Origin of the sequence: Streptomyces virginiae, assembly GCF_041432505.1 — a bacterium.
Classification (GTDB): Bacteria; Actinomycetota; Actinomycetes; order Streptomycetales; family Streptomycetaceae; genus Streptomyces; species Streptomyces virginiae_A.
Genome location: NZ_CP107871.1, coordinates 1,986,023 through 2,001,858 on the forward strand (window position 1 = coordinate 1,986,023; position 15,836 = coordinate 2,001,858).

Genomic DNA, 15,836 nt, shown 5'->3' on the forward strand with positions numbered 1-15,836 from the left:
AACTTTCGTCACATTCCTCGTCGTGGAGCGGCGGTGCCGTCTCCGAGCCCGGCGGCGACTTCCCGCAGGTAGGGGTTGGTCGCGCGCTCGCGGCCGATGGTGGTCTGGGGACCGTGGCCGGACAGCACCACGGTCGAGTCGTCGAGCGGCAGGCACACGCGGCCCAGCGATTCGAGAATCTCGGCGTGGGAGCCGCCGGGCAGGTCGGTGCGTCCGATGGAGCCGGCGAAGAGCAGATCGCCCGAGAAGAAGACCGGCGGGATGTCGGTCAGCTCGGGCATCCGGAAGGTCACCGACCCCTTGGTATGCCCCGGCGCGTGCGCCACGGAGAATTCCATTCCGGCCAATTTCAGGGTGGCGCCGTCGGACAGCTCGCGGACGTCGTCCGGCTCCCCCACGGTCAGCTCGCCCATGAGCGGCATCCCGATGGAGCGGCCGAGGGCCTTCTCCGGGTCGCTCATCATGTAGCGGTCCTCGGGGTGGATCCAGGCCGGTACGTCGTGTGCTCCGCACACCGGGACCACCGAGGCCACATGATCGATGTGGCCGTGGGTCAGGACGACCGCGACGGGCTTGAGCCGATGCTTCCTCAGCGTCTCCTCGACACCCTGGGCGGCCTGATGGCCCGGGTCGATGATGACGCACTCCTCACCGGCGGCGGGGGCGACCACGTAGCAATTGGTGCCCCAAGCGCCTGCGGGGAACCCGGCAATCAGCACGTTCGTCCTCAATCGTCGTCCGGCGGGAGGCTGCAGACAGGAATGCTGCTGCTCAGAGCCTACCGGCGCCGCTCATTACACAGCGAACCCATATACGGTACGGCCTATCCCAGCCCGGACAGCAGTAGCAGACACGTACAAGGAGACGACCCGGTGGTCACGAGCGATCAGCGACGGCGACAGCTCGCCAAGGAGAAGTACGAGCGGCAGCAGAAGCGCCGGGTCGAGGCCCGGCGGAAGTCGCGCCAACGGGCGGCCGTGATCGGTGCGGCGGTGGCCGTGGTGATCGCGACGCTGGTGGGCCTGATCGTCGGCGGGGTCTTCGACAAGGACAAGAAGGACTCGGCGGCGGACCCGTCCGCGAGCCCGTCGGCCTCGGCGAGCGAGCCGGCGCCCAAGCAGTCCCCCTCGCCGGAGATGGCGATCGACCAGAAGGCGAAGTACACCTTCGCGCTGAAGACGAGCGCGGGTGACATCAACTTCGCGATGGACGCGGCGAAGACCCCGCAGACCGTGAACTCCTTCAAGTCGCTCGCCGACAAGGGCTACTTCGACAACACCAAGTGCCACCGACTGACGTCCGGCGGCATCTTCGTACTCCAGTGCGGTGACCCCGAGGGCACCGGCCGCGGCGGCCCGGGCTACAACATCCCGGACGAGAACCTCGACTCGCTGGGCAAGGCCAACGAGCAGGGCCAGGTCGTCTACCCGGCCGGCACGGTGGCCATGGCGAACACGGGTCAGCCCGGCTCGGGCGGCAGCCAGTTCTTCCTGGTCTACAAGGACAGCCCGCTGACGCCGACGTACACGCCGTTCGGCAAGATCGACGCGGCCGGTATGAAGGTCCTGGAAGAGATCGCGAAGGCCGGTACGGTCGACGGCGGCCAGGACGGCGCGCCCAAGACCGAGGTGAAGATCGAGAAGGGCACCGTCACCCAGAACTGACGTGATGCGCCGACCCCGGGCCCGGCCGGTCCGCCGCCCGTACGCCGATATTCCGTCGTGCGGGATGCGGACAGCCGGCCCGGCGGTCGCCTATGTTGGCGTTGTGCAGGGCGGGCGCTGCCCGCCCCAGGAAACTGTGGACGATGCCCAGGGGGTGAACCCCTCGCAAGGCATCAGGTGGAGGAGGCGCTGTGAGCAGCGACCCGTGGGGCCGAGTCGACGAGACGGGCACCGTGTACGTGCGTACTTCCGAGGGCGAGCAGGTCGTCGGATCGTGGCAGGCCGGCACCCCTGAGGAGGCCCTGGCCTATTTCGAGCGCAAGTACGAGGGCCTGGTGGTCGAGATCGGCCTCCTCGAAAAGCGGGTGCGGACCACTGATCTGTCCGCCAAGGACGCCCAGACGGCGATCGACCACCTGCGCACGCAGGTCGACGAGCACCACGCCGTGGGTGACCTGGACGCCCTGCGGGTGCGGCTGGACAAGCTGGTCACGACCGTCGAGTCGCGCCGCGAGGAACGCAAGGTGGCGAAGGCCAAGCAGACGGACGAGGCCCGTGCGGCCAAGGACGCGCTGGTCGTCGAGGCCGAGCAGCTGGCACAGAGCGACCAGTGGCGCAGTGCCGGTGAGCGGCTGCGCGCCCTGGTGGACATCTGGAAGGGGCTGCCGCGTCTCGACCGCAAGTCGGACGACGAGCTGTGGCACCGGTTCTCCCACGCCCGTTCCGCCTTCTCCAAGCGCCGCAAGGCGCACTTCGCCTCGCTGGACGCGCAGCGCGAGGATGCCCGCAAGGTCAAGGAGAAGCTGGTCGCGGAGGCCGAGTCGCTGTCGAAGTCGACCGACTGGGGTCCGACGGCCGCCCGCTACCGCGAGCTGATGGCGGACTGGAAGGCGGCGGGCCGGGCGCAGCGCGAGGCCGAGGACGACCTGTGGAACCGCTTCCGCGGTGCGCAGGACGTGTTCTTCGCGGCCCGCAGCGAGGTCTTCGCCGAGCGTGACGCCGAGCAGATCGAGAACCTGAAGCTCAAGGAGGAGCTGGCCGACGAGGCCGAGAAGCTCGTCCCGATCACGGACCTGAAGGCGGCCCGTGCCGCGTTCCGCTCCCTGAACGAGCGCTGGGAGGCCATCGGCCACGTGCCGCGGGACGCCCGGCCCAAGGTCGAGGGCCGGATGCACTCGGTCGAGCGGGCGATCCAGGAGGCCGAGGAGGGCGAGTGGCGTCGTACGAACCCGGAGGCACGGGCCCGCGCGGCCGGTCTGACGGGTCAGCTCCAGGCGGCGGTCGACAAGCTGCGTGAGCAGATCGACGCGGCGCGTGCGGCGGGCAACAACGCCAAGGCCGACAAGCTCTCGCGCGAGCTGGAGGGCCGCCAGGCCCTGCTGGACCAGGCACTGAAGGGCCTGGAGGAGTTCGGCGGCTGATTCGGGCCGCCCGCGCACGACGAGGGCCCCGGTACGGAGATCCGTACCGGGGCCCTCGCGCTGTCCGCTACGGCCTGCGGGCCGAGGTGACGCGGTAGACGTCGTAGACGCCCTCGACGCCCCGGACGGCCTTCAGGACGTGACCCAGGTGCTTGGGGTCGCCCATCTCGAAGGTGAACCGGGAGGTGGCCACCCGGTCACGGGAGGTCTGGACGGCCGCCGAGAGGATGTTGACGTGCTGGTCCGACAGGACCCGCGTGACGTCCGACAGCAGCCGGGACCGGTCCAGCGCCTCGACCTGGATGGCGACCAGGAAGACGGAGGACTGGGTGGGCGCCCACTCGACCTCCAGCATCCGCTCGGGCTCCTGGGAGAGGGAGTCCACGTTGACGCAGTCCGCGCGGTGAACCGATACGCCACTGCCGCGCGTGACGAAGCCGACGATCGGGTCGCCCGGCACCGGGGTGCAGCAGCGGGCCAGCTTGACCCACACGTCGTCGACGCCCTTGACGACGACACCCGGGTCGGCGTTGCTGCGCCGCTTGCGGCCGCGCGCCGGCGGGATCGATTCCTCGATGTCCTCGTTGGCCGCTTCCTCGCCGCCGAGGGCCGCCACCAGCTTCTGCACGACGCCCTGCGCGGCCACGTGGCCCTCGCCGATCGCCGCGTAGAGGGAGGAGATGTCGGGGTAGCGCATCTCGTGCGCGAGGGTGACGAGCGAGTCGCCGGTCAGGATGCGCTGGATGGGCAGGTTCTGCTTGCGCATGGCCCGCGCGATGGCGTCCTTGCCGTGCTCGATGGCCTCGTCGCGGCGCTCCTTGGAGAACCAGGCGCGGATCTTGTTGCGGGCCCGCGGGGATTTGACGAAGCCGAGCCAGTCGCGGGACGGGCCCGCGCCCTCGGCCTTGGAGGTGAAGACCTCGACCAGGTCGCCGTTGTCGAGCGTGGACTCCAGCGGGACGAGCCGGCCGTTGACCCTGGCCCCTATCGTCCGGTGGCCGACCTCGGTGTGAACGGCGTACGCGAAGTCCACGGGGGTGGCTCCGGCGGGCAGCGCGATGACGTCGCCCTTGGGGGTGAAGACGAAGACCTCGTTGCGGGAGAGGTCGAAGCGCAGCGAGTCGAGGAACTCGCCCGGGTCCTCGGTCTCCTTCTGCCAGTCCAGCAGCTGGCGCAGCCAGGCCATGTCGTTGACCGTGTCCTGGCCGGCGCTGCCCTTGGCGGCCTGCGGGACGTCGGTGCGGACCTTGGAGGTGCCGGCGACGGTCTGCTGCTTGTACTTCCAGTGCGCGGCGATGCCGTACTCGGCGCGGCGGTGCATGTCGAAGGTGCGAATCTGCAGTTCGACGGGCTTGCCGCTGGGCCCGATGACCGTCGTGTGGAGCGACTGGTACATGTTGAACTTGGGCATCGCGATGTAGTCCTTGAACCGGCCGGGGACCGGGTTCCATCGCGCGTGCACGGTGCCCAGGGCCGCGTAGCAGTCCCGGACGGTGTCGACGAGGACGCGAATGCCCACCAGGTCGTAGATCTCCGCGAAGTCACGGCCGCGGACGATCATCTTCTGGTAGACGCTGTAGTAGTGCTTCGGGCGGCCCGTGACGGTGGCCTTGATGCGGGCGGCTCTGAGGTCGACCTGCACCTCGTCGGTGACGACGGCGAGGTACTCGTCGCGCTTGGGCGCGCGCTCGGCGACCAGGCGCACGATCTCGTCGTACATCTTCGGGTAGAGGATCGCGAAGGAGAGGTCTTCGAGCTCCCACTTGATCGTGTTCATGCCCAGCCGGTGCGCCAGCGGGGCATAGATCTCAAGGGTCTCGCGGGCCTTCTTCTCCTGCTTCTCCCGCTTGAGGTAGCGCATGGTGCGCATGTTGTGCAGCCGGTCGGCGAGCTTGATGACCAGGACGCGCGGGTCCTTGGCCATCGCCACGACCATCTTGCGGACGGTCTCCGCCTGCGCGGCCTCGCCGAACTTCACCCGGTCCAGCTTGGTGACGCCGTCGACGAGCAGGGCCACGGCGTCGCCGAAGTCGCGGCGCAGGTCTTCGAGGCCGTACTCGGTGTCCTCGACCGTGTCGTGCAGCAGACCGGCCATGAGGGTGGCCGGGTCCATGCCGAGCTCGGCGAGGATGGTGGTCACCGCGAGCGGGTGGGTGATGTACGGGTCGCCGCTCTTGCGCTTCTGGCCGCGGTGCCAGCGCTCGGCCACCTGGTAGGCCTGCTCCAGCTGGCGCAGCGTCGACGTCTCGATCTTCGGGTCGTTGCTGCGGACTATACGGAGCAGCGGCTCCAGAACCGGGTTGTACGGGTTCGAGCGCTGTACGCCGAGCCGGGCGAGACGGGCGCGCACGCGGTTCGAGGACCCGGCGGACTTCGTCGGCGCGGGCTTGACCGGCGGCGCCGGCGGGGGCGTGGCGGGGGCCGCCGTGGCCTGCTCGGCCTGCGGGTCGGGCTGCGCGGCGGAGATTGGCTGGACCTCGTCTGGCAAGAGCGCTCCTCACGGGGGTCCCCCCGGACGGAGTTCGGGGGTGGATCCGGTGCCCGAGTCCGGTCCGGACAACCCATGGTAGCGAGGGTTCGCGTCCCTCGTTCCGCGAGGCTTCTCCGAGACCGTTTCGGTGCGGGTCCGCTCCTGGGGCTCCGCCCCGGGCGACCGGCCCGCACCCGGAAGCGCAAGCGGCGGGCACCCGGGGTGTCCCGGATACCCGCCGCTTCGGCACAACAGGGTCAGACCACGATCAGCGCGTCCAGCGGAGCCCCCGCCAGGGAATCGGCCAGCTTGGCCCGCCCCGGCAGGAACGACAGCTCCATCAGGACCGCCACGCCCGCGACCTGCGCCCCGGCCCGCCGGATCAGCGAGAGCGAGGCCTCCGCGGTACCACCGGTGGCCAGCACGTCGTCGATGACCATGACCCGGTCACCGGCCGACAGGTCCTCCGCGTGGACCTCGATCTCCGCGGTGCCGTACTCCAGCTCGTACGACTGCGCCAGCGTCGCACCCGGCAGCTTCCCGGCCTTGCGCACCGGCACGAAGCCGATCCCGGCCTGCACGGCGACCGGAGCCGCGAGGATGAACCCCCGCGCCTCCAGCCCGACGATCTTCGTCGCGCCGTACAGCCCGGCCAGCTCCACCAGCGTGTCCGTCAGTGCGGCGAACGCCTTGGGGTCCGCCAGCAGCGGGGTGATGTCCTTGAACATCACGCCCGGCTTCGGGTAGTCCGGTACGTCCTTGATCCGGCCGAGCAACAGGGCCCGGACGTCCTCGGACAGCGGCGCGGTCAACGTCGCCGTCCCGACCGGCCCTGCGCCACGACCTGCGGCTCGTCCTCGGCGTCGTAGCCCTCGTCCGGTGACTCGCCCTTGGCCGCAGCGGCCGCCCGCTTGGCGAGCACCCGCTTCTTGAGCGCCTTCATCGCCGGCTCGCGCTCCTTGAGGTCGACGACCAGCGGGGTCGCGATGAAGATCGAGGAGTACGCACCGGCCGCGAGGCCGACGAACAGCGACAGCGAGATGTCGTTGAGCATGCCCGCGCCCAGGAAACCGCCACCGATGAACAGCAGGGCGGCGACCGGGAGCAGCGCCACGACCGTGGTGTTGATCGAGCGGACCAGGGTGCCGTTGATGCTGCGGTTGGCGATCTCGCTGTACGTCCAGCGGGTCTGCTTCGTGATGTCCTTCGAGCCCTCCTTCAGACCGTCGAAGACGACGACGGTGTCGTAGAGGGAGTAACCGAGGATCGTCAGCAGACCGATGACCGTACCCGGGGTGACCTCGAAGCCGACGAGCGCGTACACGCCGACGGTGATGGTGAGGTCGTGGATCAGCGCGATCAGCGCCGCGACCGCCATGCGCCACTCGAAGGCGATGGCCAGGTAGATCACCACGAGGACCATGAAGATCCCGAGGCCGGTCCAGGCCTTGTTCGCGATCTGCTCGCCCCAGCTGGGGCCGACCAGGTCGGCGTTGATGGCGGCCTGGTCGACCTTGAGGTCGGTGGCGAGCTTCTGCTTGATGTCGGTGGCGGCGCCGGTGTCCACACCCGAGATCTGGATGCGCAGTCCGCCGGTGCCGAGCTCCTGGACGATCGCGTCGTGGCCCGAGACCTTCTCCGCGGCCTCCGTGGCCGCGGCGACGGAGACGGTCGTCTTCGGGGTGGTGAAGACGGCACCGCCCTTGAACTCGATGCCCATGTTGAGGCCCTGGACGGCCAGGGCGACGATCGCCGTGATGGTGATCAGGATGGAAACGCCGTACCAGAGAAAGCGCTTGCCGACGAAGTCGTAGCCGACCTCACCGCGGTACAGCTTGGCGCCGAGATCTCCCAGCTTCGACATCTCTCACGCCTCCTTTGCGTCGACGGGGGCGGGGGCGGAACCGGTGCGGCGGGACCGGCGCAGCGGAGGCTTGGCGCCCAGCCGCTTCGGGTCCAGCCCGGACCACGGGTGACCGCCGGCGAAGAAGTTCGTCCGCGCCACCAGGGTCATGACGGGCTTGGTGAAGAGGAACACCACGACCACGTCGAGCAGGGTGGTAAGTCCCAGTGTGAAGGCGAAGCCCTGCACCTTGCCCACCGTGACGATGAACAGCACCGCCGCGGCGAGGAACGACACGAAGTCGGAGACCAGGATCGTGCGACGGGCGCGCGGCCAGGCGCGCTCGACGGCCGGACGCAGGGTGCGGCCCTCACGGATCTCGTCCCGGATGCGTTCGAAGTACACGATGAACGAGTCCGCCGTGATACCGATCGCCACGATCGCGCCGCAGACGGCGGGCAGGTTCAGCGCGAAGCCGATGCCCTTTCCGAGCAGCGACATGATCGTGTAGGTCAGGATCGCGGACACCAGGAGGCTGATGATGGCGATGAACGCCAGGCCCCGGTAGTACATGAGCAGGTAGATCACCACGAGGGCGAGGCCGATGGCACCGGCGATCAGGCCGGCCTTCAGCTGCTCGCCGCCGAGCGCGGCCGTGACGGTGGTGACGCTGTCCTCGGAGAAGGAGAGCGGCAGGGCGCCGTAGGAAAGCATGTTGCCCAGGTCCTGCGCGGACTGCTGGGTGAAGCCGCCCGAGATCTCGGCGTTGCCACCGGTCAGCGCCTGGCTCACGGACGGGTCGGAGATGACCTTGCCGTCGAGCACGATCGCGAACTGGTTCTGCGGCATCTGCTTGGTGGCCAGCTCACCGGTGATCTTGGCGAACTTGTCGGCGCCCTTGTCGGTGAACTGCATGGTGACGATCCACTGGCCGCGCTGGGGGTCGATCTGCCCCTTGGCTTCCTTCACGTCCTGACCGTTGACCTGGGCCGGGCCGAGGACCCACTTGCCCCAGGCGTCGCCGCGCTGACCACAGGCGATCATCGGCTCCTCGGGCTTGGCGCCCTGGCCGGCGGCGGCGCGCTGCGCCGGGTCGTTGCAGTCCAGAGCCGCGAACTTGGCCTGGAGGGCCGCGGCGGCGGCCTCGTCACCGGTCGCCGGAGCGGAGGCGGAGGGCGACGGAGCCTTGGTGTCGTCTGCCTTCTTCGACTCGCTCGCCGAGGGCGAGGGAGTGGGGGCGGCCGGGGCCTTGAGGGCCTCACTGAGCGCGCGGCCCTGGGAAGTGGCGCTGGACGACGGGGTGGCGGAGGGGCTGGTCTTGCCGTCCCCGGCCTTGGGAGCCGTGGAGCCGCTCGCGGAGGGGCTCGGGCTCGGGGTGCCCTCGGGAGCGGCCGGGGAGCCGTCCGCGAAGGCGATGACCGGGCGGAAGTACAGCTGGGCGGTGGTACCGACCTGCTCGCGCGCCTGCTGCTCGTTCGTCCCCTTGGGGATGTTCACGATGATGTGGTCGCGACCCTGGGTCTGGACCTCCGCCTCGGACACGCCGAGACCGTTGACGCGGCGGTCGATGATGCCGACCGCCGTGTTCATGTTGGTCTCGTTGATGGCGCTCTCTTTGCCGGGCTCGCTCTTGGCCTTGAGCGTGATGCTCGTGCCGCCGGCGAGGTCGATGCCCAGCCTGGGAGTCGTCTGCTTGGAGAGGAACATCCCAGCGGTGAGCGCCACCATCGCGATCAGGATGATCGCCAGGGCGCGCCCCGGCCTCCCCTGAGCCCCCGTGGGCCGCCGGCCCTTCTTCGGTGCTGCCACCTTGTCGTTTCTCCCTGTCCAACCGTCCCGCGCCGGGTCAGCGCGGGGACGGCCACGAAATGTGTGGTGGGGACCCCTGCCCCCCGCAGAAGTGTCACAGACGGGGACCGTGCGGGTCGCCGGTCGGGCGCCTCCACGGTCCCCCGCCGAGCGTTACTTCGCGCCGGCCTCGCCGTCGGACTTTCCGTCCTTGGGCTCGTCGTCGCCCTTGGGCGCGTCCTCGTCCTTCTTGCCCAGGTCGAGCTTGGGAGCCTCGTCCTCGTCCTTGGTGAGGTCCGTCTTCGGGGCCTCGGTCAGGGAAGAGGCGTCGTCCGGGACGACCGGCGTGTCGGTCGCCTCGTCGTCGTCGATGCCGTGGACGATGCGGTTGTACTCCGCGTCCTCCAGAACGGCACCGATGGAGTTCTTCGCGAAGATCGCGTGGACGCCGGGGGCCAGCTCGAGAGTGACCGTGTCGTCACCGATCTCCTTCACCGTGGCGTACATGCCGCCGATGGTGCGGACCCCGGTGCCGGGCGTCATGTGGTCGCGCATCTGCGCGGCTGCCTGCTGCTTCTTCTTCGCGGAGCGGGTCATCAGGAACATCGCCCCGATGAGCACGATGAACGGGAGGAGTGTCACGAGATTCACGGGACGGAGATCCTTCGCACGACCGCACGCGCGCGGCGGCCTTTTCTACGGGGGTGGGCACACCGACCCGAAGGGTCGGCATCGGCGGAGTCTAGGCGAGTCCGCACCGATGGAACAACGCCCAGCATGGCACCGCAGTTCCTGAGGGGGCGAACCTCCGCGCCGTCAGGCCCCGAACAAGCCCTGTTGTCCGCTTGATCCACTCCCGCCGTGCTGCGGCGGTACGAGTCCCAGGTGGGCCCATGCGGCGGGCGTCGCCACCCTTCCCCGGGGCGTGCGCGCGAGCAGCCCCTCGCGGACCAGGAACGGCTCGGCGACCTCCTCCACGGTCTCCCGCTCCTCGCCGACGGCCACGGCGAGGGTGGACAGGCCCACGGGCCCGCCGCCGAACAGCTTGAGCAGTGCTTCGAGAACGGCGCGATCCAGTCGGTCGAGGCCGCGCCCGTCCACCTCGTACACCTGGAGGGCGGTACCGGCCACCTCGCGGTTGATCACACCGTCCGCCCGGACCTGGGCGTAGTCGCGGACCCGGCGCAGCAGGCGGTTGGCGATGCGCGGGGTGCCGCGGGAGCGTCCGGCGATCTCGGCGGCGCCCGCGGTGTCGATCTCCACGTCGAGAAGGCGGGCGGAGCGGTGGATGACGCGCTCCAGCTCCTCGGGGGCGTAGAACTCCATGTGCCCGGTGAAACCGAAGCGGTCCCGCAGGGGCGGGGGCAGCAGTCCGGCTCGGGTGGTGGCGCCGACCAGGGTGAAGGGCGGCAGCTCCAGCGGGATCGCGGTGGCTCCGGGGCCCTTGCCGACGATCACGTCGACGCGGAAGTCCTCCATGGCCATGTAGAGCATCTCCTCGGCGGGCCGGGACATGCGGTGGATCTCGTCGAGGAAGAGGACCTCGCCCTCCTGGAGGGAGGAGAGGATCGCGGCGAGGTCGCCGGCGTGCTGGATGGCGGGGCCGGAGGTGATGCGGATGGGCGCGCCCATCTCGGCCGCGATGATCATGGACAGGGTGGTCTTGCCGAGGCCGGGCGCGCCGGAGAGCAGGACGTGGTCGGCGGTGGCTCCGCGCTGCCGGGCCGCCTTGAGGACGAGGTCCAGCTGCTGGCGGACCTTCTCCTGGCCGACGAACTCCCCGAGGTCCTTCGGTCGCAGCGCCGCCTCGACGGCGGTGTCCTCGCCGTCGGCGGCGGCCGCCACGATCCGGTCGTCGCTCTCGTCTTCCCAGTTCACGCTGTCAGTCTGCCTTCTCGGTGGTGGTGCGTTTCTTCGGCCCCTCCGGGCGCGCTACCGGGCTCCGCCCGGACCCGCGCCCCGGACGCCGGCGGGGCTCGATCGGGTCAGCGGGCCCGGTTCAGGGACTGGAGGGCCGCCCGCAGGAGCTGCGGGACGGGGGCGGCGCCACCGGCGGCGATGGCGGCCTCGGCCTGCGGGGTGACGGCCGCGACCGCGTCCTCCGCGTCGCGCGGGGCGTAGCCGAGGCCGATCAGGGCGGCGGAGAGCTGTTCGGTCCAGGGGGCGGGCCCGGAGGCCGCGGCCCGCTGGGCGCCCACGAGGCCGCTGCTGCCCAGCGGGGCTCCCAGCTTGCCCTTCAGTTCGAGGAGTAGTTTCTGGGCGCCCTTCTTGCCGATGCCCGGCACCGCCACGAGGGCCTTCTCGTCGCCGGTGGAGACGGCCAGCCGCAGCGCGTCGGGGCTGTGCACGCCGAGCATCGCCTGGGCGAGCCGTGGCCCGACCCCGCTGGCGGTCTGCAGGATCTCGAAGACCTGCCGCTCGTCGTCGTCGGCGAAGCCGTACAGGGTCAGCGAGTCCTCGCGTACGACGAGGGAGGTGGCCAGCCGGGCCGTCTCCCCCATCCGCAGGCCGGAGATGGTGGTGGGCGTGCACTGCACGGCCATGCCCACTCCCCCGACCTCGATCACGGCAAGGGTGGGGGCGAGTGCGGCGACGGGGCCGCTGACGAAGGCGATCATCGGGTACGGCCTTTCGAGGCGTGCAGGGCGACCGCCTGCTGGAGGCGGTTCTGGGCGGGGGCCCGCCAGATGTGACAGATGGCCAGGGCGAGGGCGTCGGCGGCGTCCGCCGGCTTGGGCGGCGCGTCCAGCCTGAGCAACCGGGTGACCATCGCGCCGACCTGGGCCTTGTCGGCGCGGCCGCTGCCGGTGACGGCGGCCTTGACCTCGCTGGGGGTGTGCAGGGCGACCGGTATCCCGCGACGGGCCGCGCACAGCATCGCGACGGCGCTCGCCTGGGCGGTGCCCATCACGGTGCTGACGTTGTGCTGGCTGAACACGCGCTCCACGGCGACGACTTCGGGCCGGTGCGTGTCGAGCCATTCCTCGATGCCCTGCTCGATGGCGACGAGCCGCAGGCCCAACTCGGCGTCCGCGGGCGTCCGTACGACCCCCACGCCGATCATGGTCAGGGGGCGGCCGGCCACCCCCTCGACGACGCCGACACCACATCGCGTCAGCCCCGGGTCAACGCCCAGTACCCGCACCCGTGCCCCCTTCTTCGCTCTCCTGTACGTGCAGCTTCGCAGGTTATCGGGTGGCACTGACAAAGCAGCGGGCCGCCGGGGTGTGTCCCCGTCGGCCCGCTGCCCGATGCTGTGAGCGGTGGACGCCGGTCAGGCGTCGACCTTCTCCATGACCTCGTCCGAGACGTCGAAGTTGGCGAAGACGTTCTGCACGTCGTCGCTGTCCTCCAGCGCGTCGATCAGCTTGAAGATCTTGCGCGCGCCCTCTTCGTCCAGCTCGACCTGCATGGTCGGCAGGAAGTTGGAGTCGGCCGAGTCGTAGTCGATACCGGCGCTCTGGAGCGCGGTGCGGACCGCGACCATGTCGGTGGCCTCGCTGATGATCTCGAAGCTCTCGCCGAGGTCGTTGACCTCTTCGGCGCCCGCGTCGAGCACCGTCTCCAGGACGTCGTCCTCGGAGAGCTCGCCCTTGGGCAGCAGGACGACACCCTTGCGGTTGAACAGGTACGAGACCGAGCCCGGGTCGGCCATCGAACCGCCGTTGCGGGTCATGGCGACCCGCACGTCGGACGCGGCGCGGTTGCGGTTGTCGGTGAGGCACTCGATGAGCACCGCGACGCCGTTCGGGCCGTAGCCTTCGTACATGATCGTCTCGTAGTCGGCGCCGCCGGCCTCGAGACCGCCGCCGCGCTTGACCGCGGAGTCGATGTTCTTGTTCGGGACCGAGCTCTTCTTGGCCTTCTGGATGGCGTCGAAGAGCGTCGGGTTGCCATCGATGTCGGCACCGCCCATACGGGCCGCGACCTCGATGTTCTTGATCAGCTTCGCGAAGAGCTTGCCGCGCTTGGCGTCAACCACGGCCTTCTTGTGCTTCGTCGTAGCCCATTTAGAGTGGCCGGACATCTGCCTGTCTCCTTCGCGTCACCAACAATGTTCGCCTCAGATCCTACCGGGACGCCGTTACAGCCCGGCGCGCACCATGTCGACGAAGTACGCGTGAACGCGGTCGTCTCCGGTCAGCTCGGGGTGGAACGAGGTGGCGAGGACATTGCCTTGGCGCACGGCGACGGTGTGGCCGTCGTACGTGGCGAGCACCTCGGCGGCGGCGCCGACGGACTCGACCCAGGGGGCACGGATGAAGACGCCCTCGACCGGGCCGCCCGCTATGCCCGCGAAGTCGATCTTCGCCTCGAAGGACTCGTTCTGGCGGCCGAAGGCGTTGCGGCGGACGATCATGTCGATGCCGCCCAGGGTCTCCTGGTCCTCACGGCCGTCCAGGAGCTTGTCCGCCAGCATGATCATGCCGGCGCAGGTGCCGTACACGGGCATGCCGGCGGCCACGCGCTCGCGCAGCGGCTCCAGCATGCCGAACAGCACGGCGAGCTTCGACATGGTGGTGGACTCGCCGCCGGGGATCACCAGGGCGTCGACCTCGGCGAGCTCCTCGGGACGCCGGATCGGCCTGGCCACGGCGTCCGCCGCGGCCAGGGCGATCAGGTGTTCCCGTACGTCGCCCTGGAGAGCCAGGACACCGATCACGGGGGTGTTCGTCATGACCGATTACCAGCCGCGGTTGGCGTAGCGCTCGGACTCGGGGAGGGTGTCGCAGTTGATGCCGACCATGGCCTCGCCCAGGTTGCGGGAGGCGTCCGCGATGATCTTCGGGTCGTCGTAGAAGGTGGTGGCCTTCACGATGGCGGCGGCGCGCTTGGCCGGGTCGCCCGACTTGAAGATGCCGGAGCCGACGAAGACGCCCTCGGCACCGAGCTGGCGCATGAGCGCGGCGTCGGCCGGGGTGGCGACGCCACCGGCGGAGAACAGCACGACCGGGAGCTTGCCGAGCTCGGCGACCTCCTTGACGAGCTCGTACGGGGCGCGCAGCTCCTTGGCGGCGGCGAACAGCTCGTTGTTGTCGTAGCCGCGCAGGCGGGCGATCTCGTTCTTGATCTGACGCAGGTGGCGGACGGCCTCGACCACGTTGCCGGTGCCGGCCTCGCCCTTCGAGCGGATCATGGCCGCGCCCTCGGCGATACGGCGCAGGGCCTCACCCAGGTTGGTGGCGCCGCAGACGAAGGGGGTGGTGAACGCCCACTTGTCGGAGTGGTTGACCTCGTCGGCCGGGGTCAGGACCTCGGACTCGTCGATGTAGTCGACGCCGAGGGACTGCAGGACCTGGGCCTCGACGAAGTGGCCGATGCGGGACTTGGCCATGACCGGGATCGAGACGGCCTCGATGATCTCTTCGATCATGTTGGGGTCCGACATGCGCGCGACGCCGCCGTCCTTGCGGATGTCGGCCGGGACCCGCTCCAGGGCCATGACGGCCACGGCGCCGGCGTCCTCGGCGATCTTCGCCTGCTCGGCGTTGACCACGTCCATGATCACGCCGCCCTTCAGCTGCTCGGCCATGCCGCGCTTGACGCGCGAGGTGCCGATCGCCGACTCGGCGGACTGGGGGGAGGTGGGAAGCGTGCTCACGGATTGACCTCACTCGAAGGGAGCTCGAAAGGAAGACGGGGTACTGCTCGTACTACTCGGCTGAGGAAACCCCAAGGGATCAGTCCACTACAAGGGCCAATGTGGAGCCTGTGGCTCCTTGATTTGTCCCTCGCGGCCCTTGGAAGCCCCTAGACCGGCCGATCCGCAAGATCCACCGGCGGCTCGTCGTCCATTTCGAAGGCGAGCGGGAAGGGCGCGTGCCCCGCCAGTCTGAACCAGCGGACCTTGCGATGCCTGCGCAGCGCGCGGGCGGCCCGTACCGAGTCGTTGAGGAAGCGCCGCGCCATCGGCACCCGACGGACGGCCGCCGCCAGCTCCTCCGTGGCCTCCGCCCCGCCGGGGGCCGCCTTGAGCACGTCGACCTGGTCGGCATCGGCGAAGACCGCCCGCAGTGCCTGGCTGAGCTCGCTCTCCGCCACCTCGCGGTGGTCCTCCTCGGCCTGCCGGGCGGCGTGCGCGGCCTCGTACAGCACCAGGGAGGAGGCGGGGTCGAGCACCCCGGAGGTGGCCACCTCCAACACGACGGAGGCCCGTCGCACGAGCTGGGCGTCGAGCGCGGCCCGCGCGGCGTCCATCCGCGAGTGCAGCCGGTCGAGCCGGCCGGCGGTCCAGCTGAGGTAGACCCCGATGACTCCGAGAGCCAGGGCGATCCAGACAAGGGTTTCGATCACGCTGCGCGACCCTACCGCTCCGGGCCCCCCGGACCCCCATCGGGCCTGGTGCCGCCCCGGCCGTGCGCTCGTCGCGGGGTCATGCCGATCGGGCCGGGCCGATCGGCACCGCACCCCTGCTCACCACGCTGCTCATCTACGGCGTCCCGCTGTTGCTGATCGGGACCTTCGCCTCCACGGTGTTCGGCGGCACCAGCAGGGAGGAGAGGACGGAGGCGGCTCCCGACCGCATCCGCATGACCACCTCGGGGGGCGCGGCCCACGAGGTGACGCTCGCCCCCGGCGGCCGGCCCGACCGGACCGTCTCCGTCGGGTGACGGCCGACGTCGCGATCCCCGGCCGGCCCGACGGAGCGA

The 15,836-nt window shown here is 70.1% G+C and carries 16 protein-coding genes; 3 read left to right on the forward strand and 13 right to left on the reverse strand.

The genetic code is table 11. The features are described from left to right. Positions 1-8: 8 nt before the first annotated feature. Positions 9-719: an MBL fold metallo-hydrolase gene (locus tag OG624_RS09320; protein ID WP_033222599.1), complete on the reverse strand. Its 711-nt coding sequence runs from the start codon at positions 717-719 to the stop codon at positions 9-11. 153 nt (positions 720-872) lie between these two features. Between OG624_RS09320 and OG624_RS09325 the strand changes: the two genes are divergently transcribed. Further along, positions 873-1,664, forward strand: a complete 792-nt coding sequence (locus OG624_RS09325; protein WP_033222595.1) for a peptidylprolyl isomerase — start codon at positions 873-875, stop codon at positions 1,662-1,664. Positions 1,665-1,855: 191 nt separating this feature from the next. Continuing rightward, complete coding sequence (locus tag OG624_RS09330; protein ID WP_033222589.1) at positions 1,856-3,085, forward strand: DUF349 domain-containing protein; 1,230 nt, start codon at positions 1,856-1,858, stop codon at positions 3,083-3,085. 67 nt (positions 3,086-3,152) lie between these two features. On the opposite strand, the gene OG624_RS09335 is transcribed toward OG624_RS09330, so the two are convergent. The 12 genes from OG624_RS09335 to OG624_RS09390 form a co-directional block, all read right to left on the reverse strand. Continuing rightward, positions 3,153-5,573 carry a RelA/SpoT family protein gene (locus tag OG624_RS09335; RefSeq protein ID WP_033222587.1) on the reverse strand — a complete coding sequence of 807 codons (2,421 nt, stop codon included), beginning with the start codon at positions 5,571-5,573 and terminating at the stop codon, positions 3,153-3,155. A 239-nt stretch (positions 5,574-5,812) separates the two neighbouring features. Further along, a complete protein-coding gene (locus OG624_RS09340) occupies positions 5,813-6,367 on the reverse strand; it encodes an adenine phosphoribosyltransferase (protein ID WP_033222585.1) in 555 nt (184 codons plus the stop codon). After that, entirely contained in the window at positions 6,364-7,419 is a 1,056-nt protein-coding gene (gene secF, locus OG624_RS09345; protein ID WP_266358593.1) for a protein translocase subunit SecF, read from the reverse strand. Before secF ends, OG624_RS09340 begins: the two co-directional genes overlap by 4 nt. A 3-nt stretch (positions 7,420-7,422) precedes the next feature. Next, on the reverse strand, positions 7,423-9,207 hold the full coding sequence (secD, locus tag OG624_RS09350) for a protein translocase subunit SecD (protein WP_078909417.1): 1,785 nt from the start codon (positions 9,205-9,207) through the stop codon (positions 7,423-7,425). A 153-nt stretch (positions 9,208-9,360) separates the two neighbouring features. Next, a complete protein-coding gene (gene yajC, locus OG624_RS09355; RefSeq protein WP_033222578.1) occupies positions 9,361-9,837 on the reverse strand; it encodes a preprotein translocase subunit YajC in 477 nt (158 codons plus the stop codon). 165 nt (positions 9,838-10,002) lie between these two features. Further along, positions 10,003-11,064, reverse strand: coding sequence for a Holliday junction branch migration DNA helicase RuvB (gene ruvB, locus OG624_RS09360; RefSeq protein WP_030723602.1), 1,062 nt, complete (start codon positions 11,062-11,064; stop codon positions 10,003-10,005). 107 nt (positions 11,065-11,171) lie between these two features. Beyond that, on the reverse strand, positions 11,172-11,804 hold the full coding sequence (gene ruvA / locus OG624_RS09365; RefSeq protein WP_033222576.1) for a Holliday junction branch migration protein RuvA: 633 nt from the start codon (positions 11,802-11,804) through the stop codon (positions 11,172-11,174). Next, positions 11,801-12,331 carry a crossover junction endodeoxyribonuclease RuvC gene (gene ruvC, locus OG624_RS09370; RefSeq protein WP_030765689.1) on the reverse strand — a complete coding sequence of 177 codons (531 nt, stop codon included), beginning with the start codon at positions 12,329-12,331 and terminating at the stop codon, positions 11,801-11,803. The genes ruvA and ruvC overlap by 4 nt, the downstream gene beginning before the upstream one ends. Before the next feature lie 129 nt (positions 12,332-12,460). Further along, positions 12,461-13,213: a YebC/PmpR family DNA-binding transcriptional regulator gene (locus OG624_RS09375; RefSeq protein WP_033222575.1), complete on the reverse strand. Its 753-nt coding sequence runs from the start codon at positions 13,211-13,213 to the stop codon at positions 12,461-12,463. 57 nt (positions 13,214-13,270) lie between these two features. Then, positions 13,271-13,864 (reverse strand): pyridoxal 5'-phosphate synthase glutaminase subunit PdxT, encoded by a 594-nt coding sequence (gene pdxT / locus OG624_RS09380; RefSeq protein ID WP_033222573.1) that lies wholly within the window; start codon positions 13,862-13,864, stop codon positions 13,271-13,273. 6 nt (positions 13,865-13,870) lie between these two features. Next, on the reverse strand, positions 13,871-14,788 hold the full coding sequence (gene pdxS, locus OG624_RS09385) for a pyridoxal 5'-phosphate synthase lyase subunit PdxS (RefSeq protein WP_030010552.1): 918 nt from the start codon (positions 14,786-14,788) through the stop codon (positions 13,871-13,873). Positions 14,789-14,937: 149 nt separating this feature from the next. Beyond that, positions 14,938-15,480 (reverse strand): membrane protein, encoded by a 543-nt coding sequence (locus tag OG624_RS09390; RefSeq protein ID WP_030723593.1) that lies wholly within the window; start codon positions 15,478-15,480, stop codon positions 14,938-14,940. Between the two features lie 62 nt (positions 15,481-15,542). On the opposite strand from OG624_RS09390, the gene OG624_RS09395 reads away from it, so the two are divergent. Next, positions 15,543-15,797: a hypothetical protein gene (locus tag OG624_RS09395; protein WP_371639299.1), complete on the forward strand. Its 255-nt coding sequence runs from the start codon at positions 15,543-15,545 to the stop codon at positions 15,795-15,797. Positions 15,798-15,836 lie beyond the last annotated feature (39 nt).

What these genes read in the sequence shown, in the direction of transcription:
- secF (WP_266358593.1), bottom strand. Translation starts at nt 7,419, where the DNA reads ATGTCGAAGCTGGGAGATCTCGGCGCCAAGCTGTACCGCGGTGAGGTC.
- ruvA (WP_033222576.1), bottom strand. Translation starts at nt 11,804, where the DNA reads ATGATCGCCTTCGTCAGCGGCCCCGTCGCCGCACTCGCCCCCACCCTT.
- OG624_RS09375 (WP_033222575.1), bottom strand. Translation starts at nt 13,213, where the DNA reads ATGTCCGGCCACTCTAAATGGGCTACGACGAAGCACAAGAAGGCCGTG.
- pdxT (WP_033222573.1), bottom strand. Translation starts at nt 13,864, where the DNA reads ATGACGAACACCCCCGTGATCGGTGTCCTGGCTCTCCAGGGCGACGTA.